We start from the raw sequence: 19,232 nt of genomic DNA, 5'->3' as shown, positions 1-19,232 counted from the left end.
GGGTAATCAGTGTAAAATCTTGTACACCAGCTCTCGGAGGATCTCTCCTTCTTCCATACTCCCGGAATCAACTCCTTTGAATCGAAGATCCGCCTCTCTGATATACCCAAACACATCAATTATCTTGCCCAAATTGTAGTTGCGTGCGGCTGCTACATATTCTTTAACAGCAAAGGGATATACCCCAATCGCCGAAGCGATTTGGCTTTCAGAACCTCCGGCTACCTTATGCACCAAAGCCACTTTGGTGAAATAGGTATATAGCAGCGAAAAAATAGGTATGACCGGGTGAGCTTTTGGATTTTGGATAAAATAATGAATGATTAGGTTTGCTTTCTTGACATCCTTATATCCAATTGCTTTAGACAATTCAAAGTTATTGTAGTCTTTATTGATGCCGATGTTTTTGGAAATATGATCTACCGTGATTTTGGTAGGTTCGGTGAAGTTGATCAGCATCTTCCCAACCTCATTGTGGATGACTTCCAAATTATTACCAATAGAATCCGCCAAAAGCTGTGCTGCTTTGGGATCAATCTGATGGCCTAATTCCTTGAAATATCCCTCTAGCCATTCTGTTAATTTCCAATCTTTAACCTTTTCGGATTCGACGAAGACAGCTTTTTTCTCCAGTTCTTTTTTGAGCGAGCTTCTTCCATCGAGCTTTTTATGCTTGTGCGCGAATACCAAAATCGTACTGGGCAATGGGTTTGCCAAATAGCCCAAAAGCAGTTTTTGGGCGTCTTCTTTACCCAAATCGGGGATGCTTTGAGCTTCCTTGACCAATACCAGCTGTCGTTCCGCCATCATGGGAAACTTCCGGGCATTGCTGAGAATGACATTCATGGGAGAATCTTTCCCGTAAAGCACCAATTGATTGAATCCCCTTTCAAATTCAGGAATTGCATTTTTCTCAATGTATTCGGTGATCCGGTCAATGAAATAAGACTCCTCTCCTTGCAAAAAGTAAATTGGAGCAAACTTATTTGCTTTCAGATCCTTAAGAATTGCGTCGGGTGAATGGGCCATAATTTTGAAAAACTCGAGGACTTAAAGATAACAGCCCGGAGGATTTTGGAACAAAAAGGAGGAAAATAAACTTTGGTTTATGAATCTGAGTTTACTTTTGTGACACAGGAATTGACAGAAATGAGTTTCGAAAAAGGAATATCCCTATTTCAGGAAGGAAAATTTGAGGAGGCATTAGTCTGCTTCAATGAATTAATAAACACCCATCCCGGGAAATCAGAGTTTCATTTGTTCAGGGGAAGAGTCTTGACCCGAATGGGAAAAGGAGAACAAGCTCTTGAGGACTTTGATCTTCTTCTTTCGCTGGAGCCTTACAATACTGACTTCATCAGCGACAGAGCAGTTGTACTTCATCTTATGGGAAAAAATCAGGAGGCACTCGAAGAACTTGACCGAGCTGCAAATCTGGATCCCAAAAACCCCTATCGCTACAGCAGCAGAGCATTCTTAAAAGACCGATTGGGAGATCTTCAAGGTGCTATCGAGGATTATGAAAAAGCTATCGAATTAGATCCAGAGGATGCCATTTCTCACAACAACAAAGGACTAGTCGAAGAAAAACTAGGCTACAAGGAAAAATCCCAGCAAAGTTTCAAGAAAGCAGATGAGCTGGTTGGCTATCAACCCAAACCTCAAAGTCAGGAACTTCCTTCCATTGGAAAGAAAGATTTGGCCAAACCAAATTCTCCCACACAGCCCCAGCCTATAATAAAGGAATCCAAATTGACATTCGGGCTTTTCATCGAGACTTTAAAATCTGTGTTCGGGAAAAAGGAAAGCCGGCAGGAGTTTTTCCGATTTGTAAAGGGAATAATTTCAGGGAAGGGACCTAAAAACCCTTGATCACCCAAAGGGGCTTATTTAAGAAATAAGACATCTTTTTGGAAAGATTCTTGGAAAATATCTGGTCAAAAAAGCTTTTTTTCTTACTCAAAGTAACCAACATATCCCCTTTCGCCACCTGCAGGTAATTTTCCAATCCCAAAGCCAAATCATCCCGATAAGACTTCAGGACATAATTGGTTTTTTCATACCGGACAAAGGGCTGGATCTCTTCGACCATGGTCAAGTGAAGGCTTTTGTCAATAGCTTTTTGGGAATTAGATATATGAACGATATCTATCTCGGAGTCAAAGAAACTAGCCAATTCCGTCACCTTCTGAATGGCAAGTTTATCCTCTTCCATGTAATCTGAGGCATAAACTAGTTTTCGGGGCTTTTTGAAAAATACTTTTCGTGGAATCACCAGCACATCAATTTCCGACTGCTCTACGATTCTGCTTGTTCGGCTACCGATGATATTTTCTCTCAGCTCATTGATTCCTTCTGTCCCGATTACTATCAAATCCGCCGAGATATTCTGAGCATATTCCAGAGTTCCGTTGACGATTTTTCCCTCCATCTGAGCAATATCACAATCTACAAGTCCTTTGGGAAGGCTTTCCAACAGAACCGTTTTCTGTAGATTTTTAAGCTTTTCTTTTACAAACTCTTCCTGATACCTACCAGACTCGTCATGTGGGGAGAGTTTTAGATAGTCTTCCCGATTTAGTACATGAAATAAGACTAGACGCCCCTCGTATTTTTCACCTATCCTTGCCGCATATTCGATAGCATTCAGAGAACATTCAGAAAAATCGGTGGGACATAGTATCGTAAAAACTTTTTCCATGATAAAAATTAATAACCTCTGTCGCGGTTTACGAGATTGATCAAGGCTTGGTTGGATTTCATTCTTTTGAAATTCTCAATAATCTGTGGAGCCGCTGCTGTAGGATTGGTCACACTTGCGATATGTGGAGTGAGCTGAATCCGGGATTCCTCCCAGAATGGATGCTCTTCTGGCAACGGTTCCACCCGATAAACATCCAATAATGCCCCAGATAGATATCCTTCATCAATCGCCGGGATAAGATCTTCTTCCACCAGATGCTTTCCTCTTGCCACATTGATCAAAAATGTCCCCTTCTGACATTTTTCAAATAAGTTTTTGTTTAAGATCCCCTCTGTGTCTGGTGTCAAAGGAAGTAGACAAACTAGTACGTTAATATTGTCTAGAAATTCCTGCAATTGCTTTTTGGAGAAATACGGATAGGGAAAGCTCTCTTTTTCACTGAAACCGAATCCAACTACATCAAAACCCATGTAGTTTAATTTATCCAATACGTCTCCTCCAAGTGCCCCAACTCCCATTACTCCTACTCTAACGGGAATTTCAGGATTAGTCATATCCCAAACCTTCCTTTTTTGATCCTTTTGGTAGCGTGTCAGTTGTCGGTGAAAATTAAGCACTCCCATCACCACATAATTGGTCATGGACCAAGTGAGCTTTTCATCAACGATTCGGACAATAGGCATGCTATCCGGAACCGCGGGATCACTCAGAATATGATCCACTCCTGCTCCCAAAGAGCTGATTAATTTTAGATTAGGGAAGGTTTTTAGATACCCACGAGGATGTTGCCAAAGCAAAGCCATTTCAACTTCTTCTGGATGTTGGATCTCCGGATACACCTGAATCTTAATTTCAGGATCATATTTCCGAAGTGCATCAATCCAAATTTGAGGGTTTCTTCCAGGGCTGATAATGGCTAAACTCATGAAATTAATTAGTAATTGGACTGTAAAAATACTGGATATCCCTCCCGTAAAAAATCCACTGATCAAAATTCCCAACTCATTAAAATTCGAAAAATAATCTCCTTTTTATCGTCTTTCTAAATTTCTGATGGGCTAAAAAGATCTTATTTGAGGTTCGAAATTAGCTAAGATCCATTAGGAATCCCGAGCATAATCAGAACATCTGACTTCTCTTACGCCTGATTTAAAAAGGTCATTTACCTGATGAATGAAAAGAGGAAATTCAGATTATGAATTTTTATTTCACAATTTGCAACCAAATGGAACTTCTTCAAGTCTTGAGTGAGTTCAGAATCTATTCTAAAACTTTCAGAAATATGACAACCAAACTTAAACTCACTTTTCTCTTCATGTTAATTGCAGGGTTTTCTGGGTTTGCCCAGCAAATCCAGATGCCGCAAGCCAGCCCTTCAGCAAAGGTTTCACAAAGAGTCGGGCTCACTGACGTTACCTTAGAATATAGCCGTCCGAGCACGAAAGGACGAAAAATCTTCGGTGAATTGGTTCCTTATGGCCAAGTGTGGAGAACGGGTGCAAATGGAGCTACTGTAATCAGTTTTTCTACTGCTGTTTTTGTAGCTGGCAAGGAAGTGCCTGCGGGATCCTATGCACTCTATTCTGTGCCTGGAAAATCCGATTGGACCCTTGTTTTGAGCAAAAACACCCAACTTTGGGGAGCCATTGGATACGACGCCAAAGATGACTTTTTGAGATTCAATGTACCTGCAGGAAAAACCAGCAAAAAATACGAAACCTTCGAAATCTCCTTCAACAACCTTACTGACAATAGTGCAGATGTTTCTTTAAAATGGGAAAACACACGCGTAGATTTCAAAATCAGCAGCAATGTGGATCCCATCGTCATGGCAGACATCAAGAAATATGTGATCGACGCAAATTCCACAGATCCAGGATTGTTGTATCAGGCAGCTTTTTATTATTTCAATAATAAAAAAGACATCAACCAAGCTTACACTTGGATCAAGGAATCCACCGATAAAGACCCAAAATATTGGACCGTACACCTCAGAGCAAAAATAGAGGCTGCTTTGGGGATGAAAACTGATGCCTTCCAGTCCGCTACTAAATCCAGAGATTTGGCAACTGAAGCCAAAAATCCTGATTATGTAGGTTTAAACGAGCGACTTTTAAAAACCTTGAAATAAAACGTCAGCAAATGAAAAAACCTCTGAGATTCTCAGAGGTTTTTTCTTGGCTATTTTTTCATAAATAACTGTGCGACCGATCCAAATCCCATCACAGCCAGACAGCCAATGGCATTATACCAGAGGAAACCGATATCCCAGTAGAAACCCATCATGCCCACTCCGTTTTTGAAATGGACCAAGAGGATCAAAGCTTGGGACAATAAGGCACCAATAAATACAGCATTTCCTCTAATCCACTTCAAAAAGAACCCCACAATAAAGACTCCCAAAATCGTCCCATAAAAGAGGGAGCCTAACAAATTGACCGCCTGAATCAGATTTTCAAAGAGTGAGGCATAGGTCGCAAAAAGTATTGCTCCCAATCCCCAAAAAGCTGTGAAAGCTTTAGAGGAGCGCAAATAGTGTAGGTCGCTTGCATCTTTTTTCATTGATCTTTTATACAAATCAATGGTAGTAGTGGACCCCAGGGCATTTAGTTCAGAAGAAGAGGAAGACATGGCTGCTGAGAATATCACCGCAAACAACAAGCCCACAATCCCCGGAGGCAAATAGTCCATCACAAATCTCATGAATACATAATCGGTATCCCGTGTTTCTGCATCCGGATCATTTTTCACGATCAGCGACTTGACTTCCTCACGAATCAGACTTTGTTCTTTTTTGATATCCTGAATTCTTCCTTTGATTTCATCGGCCTTTTCCTCCTGATCTGATTCAATCGCCGCAAGCATTTCCTGATAGGCTACGCGGCCTTCCTGAAAGCTAGCTTCGTATTGTGATTCCAAAGATTCAAACTCCCCGGCGTACTCACTGGATTTGATTTTTTCAGTCTGGACCTTGTTAAAAAAAACCGGAGGCTGGATGTATTGATAAAAAACAAAAACCATGACTCCAATAAAGAGAATGACAAACTGCATGGGAATCTTCAAAAACCCATTCATGATCAAACCCATTCGGCTTTGGGTCAAAGTCTGACCTGAGAGGTAGCGCTGAACCTGACTTTGATCTGAACCAAAATAACTCAGAAACAAAAAGACTGCAGCAGTCATCCCTGACCAGACATTGTATCGATCAGCGAGATCAAACTCAAAGCTGACCACATTGAGTTTTTCCATTTTACCTGCCACATGAAGGGCTTCCCCAAAAGAGATCGGAAGCAATTGAATGACAATAATGCCCGCCAAAATCATCCCGCCCATCATCACAGCCATTTGTTGCTTTTGGGTGATCGAAACTGCCTCAGTCCCCCCTGAAACTGTATAAAGAATCACCAACATTCCGATGAGGATATTGGTTAAGGTCAAATTCCAACCTAAGAGTGTAGAAAGGATAATAGCCGGCGCATAGATGGTGATTCCGGCTCCAAGTCCTCTCTGGATGATGAAAAGCAAAGCGGTGAGCGTCCTGGTTTTAAGATCAAACCGATTCTCTAAATACTCATAGGCTGTATAGACTTTGAGCTTGTAGTAAATCGGAATAAATGTGGCCGAAATAATCACCATGGCAATCGGCAACCCGAAATAAAACTGGATAAACCGCATACCATCCTCGTAAGCCTGTCCCGGAGTACTTAAAAAAGTAATCGCAGAGGCTTGGGTAGCCATAATAGACAAACCTATCGTCCACCAATTCATTGAGTTTTTACCCCGGAGATAGGAGTCGAGATTTTTCTTCCCTCTGGTCTTATAGATCCCAAAGGCAGCTATCGAAAATAGCGTCCAAAACAGTACGATCCAGTCTAGAGTACTCATGCAAAGGCCTGGGTTAACCAATAAAACAAAGCAATCAAAACTCCCAAGCTCAACAGCAGCCCTAAGTAGATTCTAGTCCAGTTGGTATTTTGCTCTTCCAATTTATTGTTCGATCAAGTTGATGAATAATTTGACTGCCCCGGGCACTCCGGCAGGCAACTGTCGGAAGAAGGAAATTCCGGTATAAACAAAGGTGCCATCCCCGTATTTTCCAAAGATTAAAGCTCCTTTTGTGGGCTCTTCTCCGGGATCTTGCATCAGGAGAGGAGTTTGGTAATTTGAATCGATTTGATTGGCAAAATATAAGCCCCTTTCCTGAACCCATCCCTCAAAATCCTGAGAGGTGATTTTATTTGGAGAAGAAAGTACTGAGCTTGACCAATCTGCTTCTATGGCAGACTCCTGAACAGTCACCCTTTCCCTTCCAATCACAAATGGGTAAGGGCCAATTTGATTGGTTAGCAGTGGAGAACTTGTGTTGTACTGCACGATCAGATTTCCGCCGGATCTAACATAACCCATTAAAACTTGCTGATTTGCAGCCAAGGCTTCATTGGTATTGTATGCTCGAATTCCTACCACGATAGCTTTGTATTGGGCTAAATTCTCCACGGAATAATCGCCTTCACTGATCATTGTCACCTTATAACCTAAAGCTGAAAGCACTCCCGGTACATCATCTCCAGCTCCGGGTATATAACCGATTTTGGCTTGGGATACTTTCCAGTCGGCCTGAATCAAATTGATGGATGCCGGACTGAAATAAGTGATATTAGGAATATGCTTATAGGAAATTGACCTTGAGATCTGATTATAGCTTTTCCCATCTGGAGTCTTAAATCTGGCAGTAATGACCTTTTTCCCTACCCCGTTTGGTAAAAATGAAACCGTATAATTTCGTTTTTTCTGGTAGGCAACGTCCTCAATACTTAAAATTTTAAACTGAGAAGCATCCAATCCTTCGAAGTCCAATTCACCTTCCAAAAACTGTCCTTTAAAATTGACCGAAACAACTACAGTGGATTCTGCTCCCGGAACTATAAAAACATTGTCCTTACTTAGCGTCAAATCGACCTCCGGCACTAGGATAAAAGGCTGCTTGATTTCCCCATCGACCTGATCATTGTACTTGTAAAACTGTTGGACTGGAACCTTAAACAGTTGATCATTAATCATAAAACTCAAATCCCCACCCACAAAGTCGGGAGAAAAAGGAAGCCCAATAAGCTGCTGATTAGGAATAGAATACAGAGCTCCATCGATTGGATTTCTCAACCAATAAGGCTGAGAGAATGGCATATCACCCGGAATGGTGTAATCAATTGGCCAAGAGATCGACTGATTACCAAAAACCTCATCACCCTTTCCGGTAAAGTAAGTATCAAGCACTTGCAAAGTGATGTTTTTCACAGGAATTGATGAAGGATTGGTCATGATCAGCTCAGCCTTAACTTGATCTCCGGGGAAGGCAATCTCTACCCTTGAAATCAACTCTATTTCCAGTCCCATGGATTGAAAAATCAATTGATCTAGCTTATTGATCTTTTCTTTTACCCAAAACTCCGAATTCCCAAGACCTTGCAAAGCTTTTCTCAGAGAAAGCAAAGCGGGTACATTCCTACTGGGATTTTGGAAATCAAATTGATCCAACACTTTTTGAATTTGTGTTTCGATTTGAGTTCCTCCGGCAATCTGCTTCCATCGATTGACCACCCCGTCAAAAGGTCCATCAGAATAATCTGGCCCATCTACCAGCTCAATATAATCCAAGGCTTTTCCGGTACCTGCTGTAGCCCCGAAACCCTGAGATTTATGCATTGTCCGGCTATCTGCTGCTATTTGATGATAGGTTTTGCCCAAGAGCGGATCAAAGCCCCCCACTTCAAAGGCATGGTATTTTTTGCCTTCTTCAGGTTGAAAATCACCTCTGAAATTGTAGGCATTGAAGAAAATTCTCTTGGGTGACCAGGGTTTCACATAGGCCAATTGTTCAGGGAAAATGTCTGCTCGGCCTGCCAATGCAAATGCTTCTCCAGCAAGAATCGCAGAGGTAGTATGATGTCCATGAGTGACACCCGGAATGGTATTAAATCGGGTGATTATAATATCGGGCTGGAACTTTCGAATGGCCCATACTACATCCGAAAGTACTTTTTGCTTATCCCAATTTTGAAGCGTTTCAGTTGGATCTTTGCTATAGCCAAAATCCATCGCACGGGTGAAAAATTGCTTTCCTCCATCCGTTTCTCTAGCTTTTAAAAGTTCCTGAGTCCTGATCTGCCCCAATTCCACGCCCAATTCTTTTCCGATTAGATTTTGTCCGCCATCACCTCGGGTAAGGCTCAAATAGGCGACATCCATGTGTTCTCCATTGGCCAAATAGGCAATCAGCCTGGTGTTCTCATCATCGGGATGGGCAGCTACATACAAAACCCTTCGGGTTTCTTTTATCTTTTGAAGTTCATGGAAAATCTGGGAAGAGGGAATCGATTGTGCACTTGCATAGAGGCAGGAAAAGCCAAATGAAATAAAGACTAAAACACGAGTTATTTTCGAGTGAATCATATGGGCAATAATTGACAATCTAAACTAGAGCTATACCCATGGAAATCAAAAATAAATTTTACCACTGGATAAGAATCCTTACCAATTTGGCTTTATCGTGTAGGAAGTGTGTATCCAACAGTAAATTCAAAAAAATCAGCTTTTGCCTTATGGGCTTTAATTTGCAAACCGGTAAAAAGATTATTGGCAAATCTGTACCTCACTCCCACCCTTTCATAATATGGAGTGACCTCCTGATTCAATTCATTGCGGGAAAGATAAACCCCAAAACCAATCGGGAGATATAAATTTTCAGAAAGTTGCCATTCCCAAGATCCTACAATAGCGACTGATGTTTGATCGCTAAAGGAATGTTTTCCGTCAGGAAATCTAAGGTTCATCCCTTGCGCCCAAAAGAAATCCATGCCAATGCCAAATTTATATTTGTAATCAGGCTGGATCAGGTAGTTTATTCCAGCTCCTCCTCGAAAATAACTCGGAGCACCGACTTCATAATTTTTTATTCCTGTGTAAAGGGCAAAATTCCAGAACCTTCGTGTTTGAAAGGGAGCAATCAGTGGCTTGGAAACGCGAGGGTCCATTTGTTCTCCCAATTTGAAATTTACTCCCAGACTCACGGGGAAAAGGTTGATCCCAGCATTTGGCTTTTTGGTAGATCCATTGGAATAATGTTTCAATCCCATGGTAGCTATTCCCTCAATTCTCGAAGAAAATGAAATTGAGGAATAGAAGCCAAGATGAATATAGGAATTGATCTTTGAGCCGATGTATTGATTTATAGGGTTATTTTCAGGATCGTATGGCTTGAGATTAAATCCCATTCCAATTTGGCTAAAATATCCCCACTCGACTTTTTGGTCAGGCTTTGGATGGGTAAATGGAATATCAAAAAAGCCATACACTGAGATAGGCTGACCAATTTCTTTGGAATAAAACAATGTTGAATTGAGTCCCAATCCATACCGGGGATGTCTGTAAAGGGAAGAATAGACATTTTGGCTAAAATCCCTCCAGCTAAACTGCACATCAATACCTCTATAAGTTACCAAGTCCTTTACCTGATCTCCCCACTCGGTTCCGTTACTGATGAGTGGACCGATTTCATAGGATACTTTGATTGATTTTTGATAAAGGGATTGAGCTTCTGTCTCAGAAAAAAACATCAAAAATCCCAAAAATTGAAGTGTTAAATACCTCTTAGACATTTTCATTTGAACAATTCCACTCGGAAAATTCTATTTTGACTCCTTACGGAAAGGAAGTCAAACAGTTGTTATAAAAACCTATTTACAGGATAACTCCATGGGCTCAGAAACAAAAAAGACCAGCCGAAGCTGGTCTTTTTCAATGTTTATCAGGAATTAATTATCCATCCAGTTTGGTCCCAAAAGCTGGATAAGCTTCTGGTTATATTTTTCTGCCTCAGCAGTGTTCTTCAAACGGGTGTTGATCTGATACAAGATGATCATTACATCAGTGTTCTCTGGTTGCAATGCTGAAGCTTTTTCAAAGTATTTAATAGCTTCTTTGTAATTTTCATCAGCCTTAGCTCCTATGATTGGAGATTGCTTTTCCCACTCTGCGTCAGAAAGATCATTTAAAGAGTTTAACATCTTTGTAGAGATTTCCAAAAGCAAAGCACCGGTGTAATAGTTTCCTTGGTAGAACTCAGGATCGATTTCCACTGACTTTTTGTAATCAGCAAGTCCACCATCTACATCGCCAGACTGCTCTTTCAAGTAACCAGATCTCAACCACAAACCTGGGTTGTTTGGATCATTTGCCAAAGCTTCTTTGATTTGAGCCATCGCCTGATCCATTCTGTTCAACTGAAGCAAAAGCTGGATTTCATATTCAGCCAATACTTTATCATCAGGATATTGATCTCTTGCTTTAGTTACTAGATCCAAAGCAGCTTCTGGGTTTTTCTCCTCAGTGCTAAGAATTTGAACCATGAAGTAATAAGCATTCAACTTATTGTATTCTGGAAGTTCCAACAGTAGGTTGAAGTGTCTTTTAGCGTCTTCAAATCTTCCCAGATCATTGGCAAGGAAACCGGCATTGTAGTGGATTGTGGAGTCTGTCTTATCAATTTCGCCAGCTAGGTTGAAGAATTCATAAGCCATTTCCAAATCTTCACTGTTGTATCGGTCAATTGCCTTATCGAAGGAAAGGTTTTTAAGCGTATTGACAGAGTATGGTCTAAGGTTATCAGGAATACCAGGTAATTCATCAGCGAAAACAGCTTTACCAGTAGCGGAACCTTTATCACCACCAGCCATTTCCATAGCTTTTCCAAAGGTTGCCAAAGCGGAATTACCCACTTTTAAGGTTTCCATGGTATTGGATGAATCAGCTCCAAACATTTTGGTTTGAATCTGGGCTTTTAACACGAAAGTGGCAGGGTCACCACTAGTTTCAGGGTTTGTAGCAGCAGCATCGATTGCAGTAAGAGCAGCAGATAAATCACCGGATTTAAATCCTTTTTCTGCGTCTCGAACTACTTTTTTTTGTCCAAATGCCAGGGTGGTTGCACCCACTAGGGCTACTGAGAGAATCAGTTTTTTCATTTGAGTTTTGATCTTATTTGTTTGGTTATTCAGTTGTTTCTTCGGTAGAATCAGAAGATTCGTTTGCAAGATCGGAAGATTCTTCGGCTTCATCTTCTTCCCTTGAAATTTTTTCTACAGAAGAAATCTCATCCCCCTCGCCTACTCGAATCAAGCGAACACCTTGTGTGGCGCGGCCCATGACTCTCAATTCATCCATAGATATCCGGATGGTGATTCCGGATTTATTAATGATCATCAGGTCATCAGTATCTACTACTTCTTTGATCGCTACAAGGGCTCCTGTTTTATCAGTCACGTTCATTGCTTTGACCCCTTTGCCACCTCTATTTGTGATTCGGTATTCGTCAAGAAGAGACCTTTTTCCATAGCCTTTTTCAGAAACTACCAACAGAGTTGCATTGTCATCGGAGGCACAAACCATGCCAATGACATAATCATTATCATTATTTAACGTTATCGCCTTTACTCCTGTAGCGGTCCTGCCCATCGGTCTTACAGCTGATTCATGGAAGTGAATAGCTCGTCCTGACTTAGCTGCAATGACGATATGCTGATCTCCATTGGTCATATCCACATTCACCAATTGATCATCTTCCCGGATATTCAAAGCAATGATACCATTAGATCTAGGTCTGGAATATTGCTCCAAAGTGGTCTTTTTGATAATACCTTGTTTGGTGACCATGACCAGGAAATGATTATTGATATAATCCTGATCATTCAGGTCATTTACCTGAATGATTGCCCTGATTTTGTCATCCGATTGAATATTGATCAGGTTTTGGATTGGTCGCCCTTTGGAAGTTTTGGATCCTTCTGGGATAGCATAGGTTTTTAACCAGAACAATTTACCCTTGTCTGTGAAGATTAACAGATAGTTGTGGGTAGAGGCCGTGAACAGGTACTCTGTCCAGTCGTCATTTTTGGTACTTACACCACGTGAACCTACTCCACCTCTTCCCTGAGTTCTATATTCAGTAAGAGCAGTTCGCTTGACATATCCTTCATGAGAAACGGTGATGACGACTTCTTCATTCGGAATCATGTCCTCGTAGCTGAAATCTTCCGCATTGTGCTCGATCTCAGTGCGACGATCATCCGCATACCGTTCTTTCATTTCAGAAAGCTCGGTCTTGATGATTTCCATTCGCTTATCTTCATTGGCAAGGATCTCTTTTAATTCTTCGATCAAAGCCATGATATCCTTGTATTCCTGAATGATCTTTTCACGCTCCATTCCGGTAAGACGCTGAAGTCTCATATCCAGAATTGCACGTGCTTGAATCTCACTCAGACTGAATTTCTCCATCAAGCCATTTCTGGCTGTCTCTGGATCTGCAGAGCTTCTGATCAACGAAATCACCTCGTCCAAATGATCCAAAGCAATTAAATAACCTTCGAGGATATGGGCTCTTTTCTCTGCCTCTTTGAGTTCATACTCAGTTCTTCGCACCACTACCTCGTGTCTATGACTTACATAGTGCACGATTAAGTCTTTCAGATTAAGCGTATGTGGTCTTCCCTTGACAAGGGCAACGTTGTTTACTGAGAAAGAGGTTTGGAGCTGAGTCTGCTTGTAAAGGTTATTCAAAACCACATTTGCCACAGCATCACGCTTCAATTCATAGACGATTCGCATCCCGGAACGGTCAGATTCATCTCTGATCGCAGATATGCCATCAATTTTTTTCTCGTTGATCAACTGGGCAGTTTTCTCGACCATATTGGCCTTGTTGACCATGTATGGAATCTCGGTGATGACGATCATCTCCCTATTGCCATTATCCTTGGTCTCGATATTGGCTTTGCCTCGAACAACGATACGGCCTCGACCTGTTTCAAAGGCAGCCTTAACGCCGTTATATCCGTAGATAATGCCTCCTGTTGGAAAATCAGGAGCCGTGATGTATTGCATCAATTCGGGAATCGTGATGTCCCGGTTGTCAATGTAGGCAACAATGCCATCAATGATTTCTCCGAGATTATGTGGAGCCATATTGGTAGCCATACCTACTGCAATACCCGAAGCTCCATTGAGAAGCAATGCTGGGACTTTTGCAGGCAATACGGTTGGCTCCTTGAGGGAATCATCAAAGTTGAACTGAAAGTCAACAGTCTCTTTGTTGATGTCCACTAGCATTTCCTCTGCGATTCTACGAAGGCGTGCCTCGGTATATCGCATTGCCGCTGGATTATCACCATCCACAGAACCAAAGTTACCTTGGCCGTCTACAAATGGATAACGAAGGGACCATTCCTGGGCCATTCGAACCATGGTATCGTAAACTGCCGAATCTCCATGAGGGTGGTATTTACCCAAAACCTCACCCACGATCCTTGCTGATTTCTTGTAGGGCTTATTGTGTAAAACTCCCAGTTCTTGCATTCCGAATAGAATTCTTCGGTGAACTGGCTTTAATCCGTCTCGTACATCTGGAAGTGCTCTTGAAACAATTACCGACATCGAATAATCGATGTAGGCTCCACGCATTTCCTCTTCAATATTGATAGGAATAATGTGCTCGTTTTCTCCTTGGGCCATAAAGTGCTTTTTCGCGCGTCAAATTAGGCTGCAAGATAGTAAAAAGACCAAGGTAATAAAACCCTGGTCTGAAAGTTAAAACGTACCAATTGGGATTAATACCACTGTCCTATTTTCCTGTTTTGGAGTTGAAAAATGCCACTTCCACGGTATTCAATTCCATCATGCAAATGCTTCATCACGACTCCACAACCATAGATTTTGCACCGCTTGGTCCCGGGAATCTTAATGGCTACTCCGACCTGCATTCCATATAAATTTTGGTCAATGTTCTGAATTTCAGAAAAATCAGAAGCGGCATAGGTGAATTTCCTAAAATCTACTCCTCCCTTTATAAACAGCTTAGTGTACTCAGAAAAGTCTCTTTCAATTCTCAATCCCAGTCCAAAGTAAGGGTCAGCAGAAAGCGCTAATTTGGGGTCATAAGGTGCATTAGGCTTATCCAAGGCAGGATCATAAAAATCTTTTATCCGCATGTTGCCATACTCACCTTCAAGAATAAATCTCCAAGGATAAATCTGTCTGGCTCGCTGACGCAATTCTGATTGCATGTATAAATTGTTGGAACTGTACCTTCGGTATTTCCATCTCAAAAAACTCTGTCTCCTCTTAGCATCATACAGGACTAAGCCAACTGTGCCATAGGTCTTACTGAGCTTGTAGGTAGGTCCTTCCATGGGAAACTGAAAATCTCCACCTTCCAGTGTGCCAAACTTCCCCCACTCCATTCCATATCCTCCACCGATGGTGAGGATATTAAATAAATTGATTCTGACTCCACCATTAAATAAAGGCACCACCCAATCACCTCCACTCATTTCCAGCGGGCTTTCAGGAGTGATGTCCAAGGGATTTTCAAAATTTTGAAATTGAGTCAGTGGATAAAGCCCTGGATTTTCAGAGTAAAATTTCATCCCCATATTCTGATAAGCCCCTCCCGTAGAAAGTTCTAGAGAAAAAAGCTCCAAAATATTCCGGGCCGCATTTCCTATGGAAGACTCACTCTTGGGATTTTTTGCTTTATCGCTTATCCCAAAAATATCCTCTCCCTGAGCCTGAATATTCTGATGGACAAAAAAGACAAATACTAAACTGAGCGATAGAATTTTATGATTCATGAGAGTATAACGGTTCAGGAGATAAGGTAGGTATAAATGAAAAGAAGTCTCTTTGTTAAGAGACTTCTTCAAATTTATTGCCAGTAAACTTATTGTCCGTCAGTTTCTGCAGTATCTTTTTCAGATTTAAGTTGAGCGATTTTCTGATCCAATTTTTCTTTCATCGCAGGATCCTCTTTAATTGCTCCATTTACTTTGTTGTAAGTAGAAACTCCCAAGATCTCATCGTTTTTGATCAACTCAGTCTTGTATTCTACTACAGACTGTTGCAAAGAATCCTGAAAATCTTTAATTGCTTGATAGGCAGCCTTTTCCTCTTCAGTAAGTTTTATTTCGGCCTCTTTTTCAGCATTGCCCCAAGCAGCCTTAATCTCATTATATCTTGCCCCTCCGTCGATCACCTCATTATTTATGATCATATTTCTTAGCTCCTCAGTTTTTGCGTCGACATATTTAGCAGTCATCACTTCTACAGTAGCGAATTTTGTAATATCATCTTCTGTAACAACTTCTGATTCTGCAGCTTCCTGTGCGATTGAAGCAAAACTTAAGCCTCCAAAAAGAGCCAAAAACATCCAAATTTTTCTCATAACTAATGTGGTTTAAATTGATTTAATTTTCAATAAAACCTTCACAGAGGAAAATTCCAAGCTCTAATTAAGCCTTTTTAGATTTTTTATGATAAACGGCAAGCTTGTTCAGCTTAATTAAATCTCTTTTAATCCTTGGATAACTTGCTTAGGATCAGGAGAATTAAACACAAAACTTCCTGCAACTAATACGTCAGCTCCAGCTTCAATTAATTTGGAGGCATTTCCTAGATTAACTCCACCATCTATCTCTATCCAAGTATTTGCCCCTTTGGACTGGATTAGGTTTTTCAGCTTTAAAACCTTGGAATAGGTGTTTTCTATAAACTTTTGCCCTCCAAAACCAGGGTTTACCGACATGATACATACCAAATCAAGATCCTGAATAACTTCTTCCAACAGCTCTACAGGAGTATGAGGATTAATAGCAACTCCAGCTTTCGCACCGAGATCCTTTATTTCTTGAATAGTCCTGTGCAAATGTGTGCAGGCTTCATAGTGAACTGTGATAATCTCTGCACCGGCTTTTCTGAATGAAGCCAAATATTTCTCCGGTTGCTCAATCATCAAATGCACGTCCAAAGGCTTTTTAGAGTGCTTGTGAATTGCCTCAGTCACGGGAATTCCAAAGGAAATATTCGGAACAAATACCCCGTCCATAATATCTACATGGACAAAATCCGCTTGGGAATCATTCAGCATTTCTACCTCCCGCTGAAGGTTGGCAAAATCGGCTGCGAGAATAGATGGGGAAATTAATGGTTGCATGGATGTTTGTTTATACTTGGCTATTCCTACGAACAGTCTTTATTTCTTGATTAGTTTGGTCTGCTTGATTAGACTTCCTTCCCGCAGTTGCACTAAGTACAAACCAGGAGTAAACCCTGCGAGATCTATTTTATAAGGTGTTTTGATATTTGGCCTTTCCAATCCCGACTCTAAGACGGCTTTTCCTGAAGAATCAAAAAGCCTCAACTCACACGCAAGCCCAATCCCAAAATAAATACTCAATTCTCCTTCAGAAATCGGATTGGGGAAAATTTTCCATTCAATATCTTCAACATCCTCCACCGAAAGGATTTCTCCATAATAAGCCTTGAAGAAATCCGGAATTCCATATCCCAAAAGATTATCAGGTTTCTCAAACTGGCTTGCACTTCTCAGAAGATTTTCCACCAATTCCGCTCTTGTCCATTCAGGCTTTGCGCCCCATAATCCTCCAGCCAACGCAGCTACCTGAGGCCCTGAAAAAGAAGTACCACTGGAAGCACCTATTGCTCCATTGGACAAAACCAACACCGGGCTATTTCCAAAAGCCGCCAAATCAGGCTTTATCCTTCCGTCAGCAGTAGGACCTCTCGAGCTAAATCCAGAGACAGTCAATTGCTGGGTCACCGATCCGATGGATAAAACCTCCTTTACATCAGCCGGGGAGATTAAAGAACTTGCACCTGCGGATCCATAGTTTCCAACGCTGTTGACGACCAAAATCCCTTTATCTGAAGCAATCTTAGCTCCCTTGGCTATGATGGTGGTTTTGCCGTCCAAATCCTTTGTCTGATAGGTCATGGAAGCATCATCAAAATCAATGTAACCCAGAGAACTGTTGATAATATCCACACCCAAGCTGTCTGCAAACTCTGCCCCTCTGACCCAGTTCAGTTCTTCAATCCAGTATTCTGTGAACACGTCTTCGGTAATTACCAAAATATACTCAGCATCATAAGCTCCCGAAACCAATTTCCCGGGTTCATTGGCTCCAATTAAAGATAATACATTGGTGCCATGCGGGTGATCCGTAAAAACTTCTTTCTGCCAAGGTTTGACCGTGTTTTTTTGGGCAATTATCTTTTTGTTATTGATCAAATAGGCAAAAGGACTGGCTGTATTTACTCCTGGAAAGCCTGCGTCAAAAACAGCGATGGTAATTCCTTTTCCGGTAAATCCCTCTTGATGCATTTTATCAATTCCAATCAATTGATTTTGGAAATCATATGTATTCGCTGCTGCCGTAGCCTCCCTGTTTTTCCATTTTGGATGTTGGGTTTTTAAAGGATCCTGAACTGGACCTTCTTGATCAGTAAGGATTCTTGAACCCGGCGGTTGATAAAACCCTGGCGCTACATAGACCACTTTATCAACAAATGGAAATGTCTTGATAGTATTAATCTGAGCTTGATCAGCTACAAGAATAGAAGCGTTTAGCCACTTGGAATTGTACAGAATGTGATTGGAGCTCTTCCTTAAAAGCTCGATATACTTTTCTGAAACTGGCAAATCCAGGCTATCGATAGCCAGTTTTTCTTTTTGTCTTCTTTGTATAGCTTTTGGAGTGAGATAGGCTTGGGGATTAGCCAATGTGAACCCACTTTGAGGCTTGTATTTCAAATACACCGCATACCTGTTTTGGGCTTCAGCATGAAACCCAAATAGCAGGATTAGCGCCAGAGAAATAAAAAACTTACCTCTTCCCATGATTTACTAAAGTTAAACTGACTTTATAGCCTCCATCTATCAACTGATTTCCCAAGCAGTCAGTTCGGGAACAATAGGTGACTACTTCATCGTATTTCTCAATCAATCCTACCCCTCTTTCAAAAAACTCATACCTCTTATCCCGTACAGTGACTTTGTCATCTAGATCTTCTTGTTTGACTTTTAGCCGATTATTTTCAAAAACTTCAATTTCAAAATCATCTTTTTCCCCAGCTTGGTAGATCTTCCCGTTCCAGGTTTTTCCAAGACTTGGAGGAAATACTAAAGCGACTAAAGCTTGATTATCAATTGAACGAATGAGTGTATTATTCCTTAAAAACATGGTGTAGTCTTTCAAGGTAATCCATGAATTCTGGTTTGGAGATTTTTGCCTTTCTACAATATAAACCAATTCATTTGCCTCATTGACAAAACTGCTTCTCACTCGATCCCGGATAAAATACGTACTGCTCTCTGAATCATTCTCCCCGAAATACAGGGTTTCCTCCACCCGATAAACCCAAAAATTACCCAGTTCCAAAGGCTGAAAATCAAGCTGAAAATCAAGGTTTGGATTTTCCGTACTTTCCTCACAAGCCACGGAGACAATTACAAATAAAAAAAACAGCGCTATTCTTAAAATTCCCTTCATCATTCAAACATTGTGGTAAAAATATAAGCTTTTAAAAGAACTACTTTCATTCCTGTAGGTTTCCGGCTTTACTTTTCTTTTCTTCCAAGGAATCACTTCCTATTTTCGCATTCAATTTAAAAAGAACT

The 19,232-nt window shown here is 41.1% G+C and carries 15 protein-coding genes; 2 read left to right on the top strand and 13 right to left on the bottom strand.

Annotated features, from left to right (window positions below; genetic code table 11):
- Positions 1-6: 6 nt before the first annotated feature.
- Positions 7-1,029 carry a DNA polymerase III subunit delta gene (holA, locus tag G458_RS0108560; protein WP_026951539.1) on the bottom strand — a complete coding sequence of 341 codons (1,023 nt, stop codon included), beginning with the start codon at positions 1,027-1,029 and terminating at the stop codon, positions 7-9.
- 72 nt (positions 1,030-1,101) lie between these two features.
- On the opposite strand from holA, the gene G458_RS20465 reads away from it, so the two are divergent.
- A complete protein-coding gene (locus G458_RS20465) occupies positions 1,102-1,872 on the top strand; it encodes a tetratricopeptide repeat protein (RefSeq protein WP_322786240.1) in 771 nt (256 codons plus the stop codon).
- Here the strand turns inward: G458_RS20465 and G458_RS0108550 are convergent.
- Entirely contained in the window at positions 1,859-2,701 is an 843-nt protein-coding gene (locus G458_RS0108550; protein ID WP_026951538.1) for a universal stress protein, read from the bottom strand. The genes G458_RS20465 and G458_RS0108550 overlap by 14 nt on opposite strands.
- 8 nt (positions 2,702-2,709) lie before the next feature.
- Positions 2,710-3,630, bottom strand: coding sequence for a 2-hydroxyacid dehydrogenase (locus G458_RS0108545; protein ID WP_026951537.1), 921 nt, complete (start codon positions 3,628-3,630; stop codon positions 2,710-2,712).
- Positions 3,631-3,986: 356 nt separating this feature from the next.
- Between G458_RS0108545 and G458_RS0108540 the strand changes: the two genes are divergently transcribed.
- The gene (locus G458_RS0108540) at positions 3,987-4,835 is read left to right on the top strand and encodes a DUF2911 domain-containing protein (RefSeq protein ID WP_026951536.1); all 849 of its coding nucleotides are present in this window, start codon (positions 3,987-3,989) and stop codon (positions 4,833-4,835) included.
- A gap of 50 nt (positions 4,836-4,885) precedes the next feature.
- Here the strand turns inward: G458_RS0108540 and G458_RS0108535 are convergent, their stop codons facing one another.
- From G458_RS0108535 to G458_RS0108485, 10 genes are all read right to left on the bottom strand, one after another.
- Positions 4,886-6,589: a sodium:solute symporter gene (locus G458_RS0108535; RefSeq protein ID WP_026951535.1), complete on the bottom strand. Its 1,704-nt coding sequence runs from the start codon at positions 6,587-6,589 to the stop codon at positions 4,886-4,888.
- Positions 6,590-6,691: 102 nt separating this feature from the next.
- On the bottom strand, positions 6,692-9,154 hold the full coding sequence (locus G458_RS0108525; protein ID WP_026951534.1) for a PIG-L family deacetylase: 2,463 nt from the start codon (positions 9,152-9,154) through the stop codon (positions 6,692-6,694).
- Between the two features lie 92 nt (positions 9,155-9,246).
- Entirely contained in the window at positions 9,247-10,359 is a 1,113-nt protein-coding gene (locus G458_RS0108520) for an acyloxyacyl hydrolase (RefSeq protein ID WP_026951533.1), read from the bottom strand.
- 156 nt (positions 10,360-10,515) lie between these two features.
- On the bottom strand, positions 10,516-11,724 hold the full coding sequence (locus tag G458_RS0108515) for a tetratricopeptide repeat protein (protein WP_026951532.1): 1,209 nt from the start codon (positions 11,722-11,724) through the stop codon (positions 10,516-10,518).
- A gap of 25 nt (positions 11,725-11,749) precedes the next feature.
- Positions 11,750-14,269, bottom strand: coding sequence for a DNA gyrase subunit A (gyrA, locus tag G458_RS0108510; protein ID WP_026951531.1), 2,520 nt, complete (start codon positions 14,267-14,269; stop codon positions 11,750-11,752).
- 95 nt (positions 14,270-14,364) lie between these two features.
- Complete coding sequence (locus G458_RS0108505) at positions 14,365-15,387, bottom strand: hypothetical protein (RefSeq protein WP_026951530.1); 1,023 nt, start codon at positions 15,385-15,387, stop codon at positions 14,365-14,367.
- An 89-nt stretch (positions 15,388-15,476) separates the two neighbouring features.
- Complete coding sequence (locus G458_RS0108500) at positions 15,477-15,977, bottom strand: hypothetical protein (protein ID WP_026951529.1); 501 nt, start codon at positions 15,975-15,977, stop codon at positions 15,477-15,479.
- Between the two features lie 117 nt (positions 15,978-16,094).
- On the bottom strand, positions 16,095-16,745 hold the full coding sequence (gene rpe, locus G458_RS0108495) for a ribulose-phosphate 3-epimerase (RefSeq protein ID WP_026951528.1): 651 nt from the start codon (positions 16,743-16,745) through the stop codon (positions 16,095-16,097).
- Positions 16,746-16,784: 39 nt separating this feature from the next.
- On the bottom strand, positions 16,785-18,452 hold the full coding sequence (locus G458_RS0108490; protein WP_026951527.1) for a S8 family serine peptidase: 1,668 nt from the start codon (positions 18,450-18,452) through the stop codon (positions 16,785-16,787).
- The gene (locus G458_RS0108485; protein ID WP_035467979.1) at positions 18,439-19,104 is read right to left on the bottom strand and encodes a hypothetical protein; all 666 of its coding nucleotides are present in this window, start codon (positions 19,102-19,104) and stop codon (positions 18,439-18,441) included. The genes G458_RS0108490 and G458_RS0108485 overlap by 14 nt, the downstream gene beginning before the upstream one ends.
- Between the last annotated feature and the right edge of the window lie 128 nt (positions 19,105-19,232).

The sequence above is a fragment of the Algoriphagus mannitolivorans DSM 15301 genome (assembly GCF_000429425.1).
Lineage (GTDB): Bacteria > Bacteroidota > Bacteroidia > Cytophagales > Cyclobacteriaceae > Algoriphagus > Algoriphagus mannitolivorans.
The sequence above is the reverse complement of the archived record's forward strand: the minus strand, read 5'-3'. Positions and strand labels throughout refer to the sequence as shown.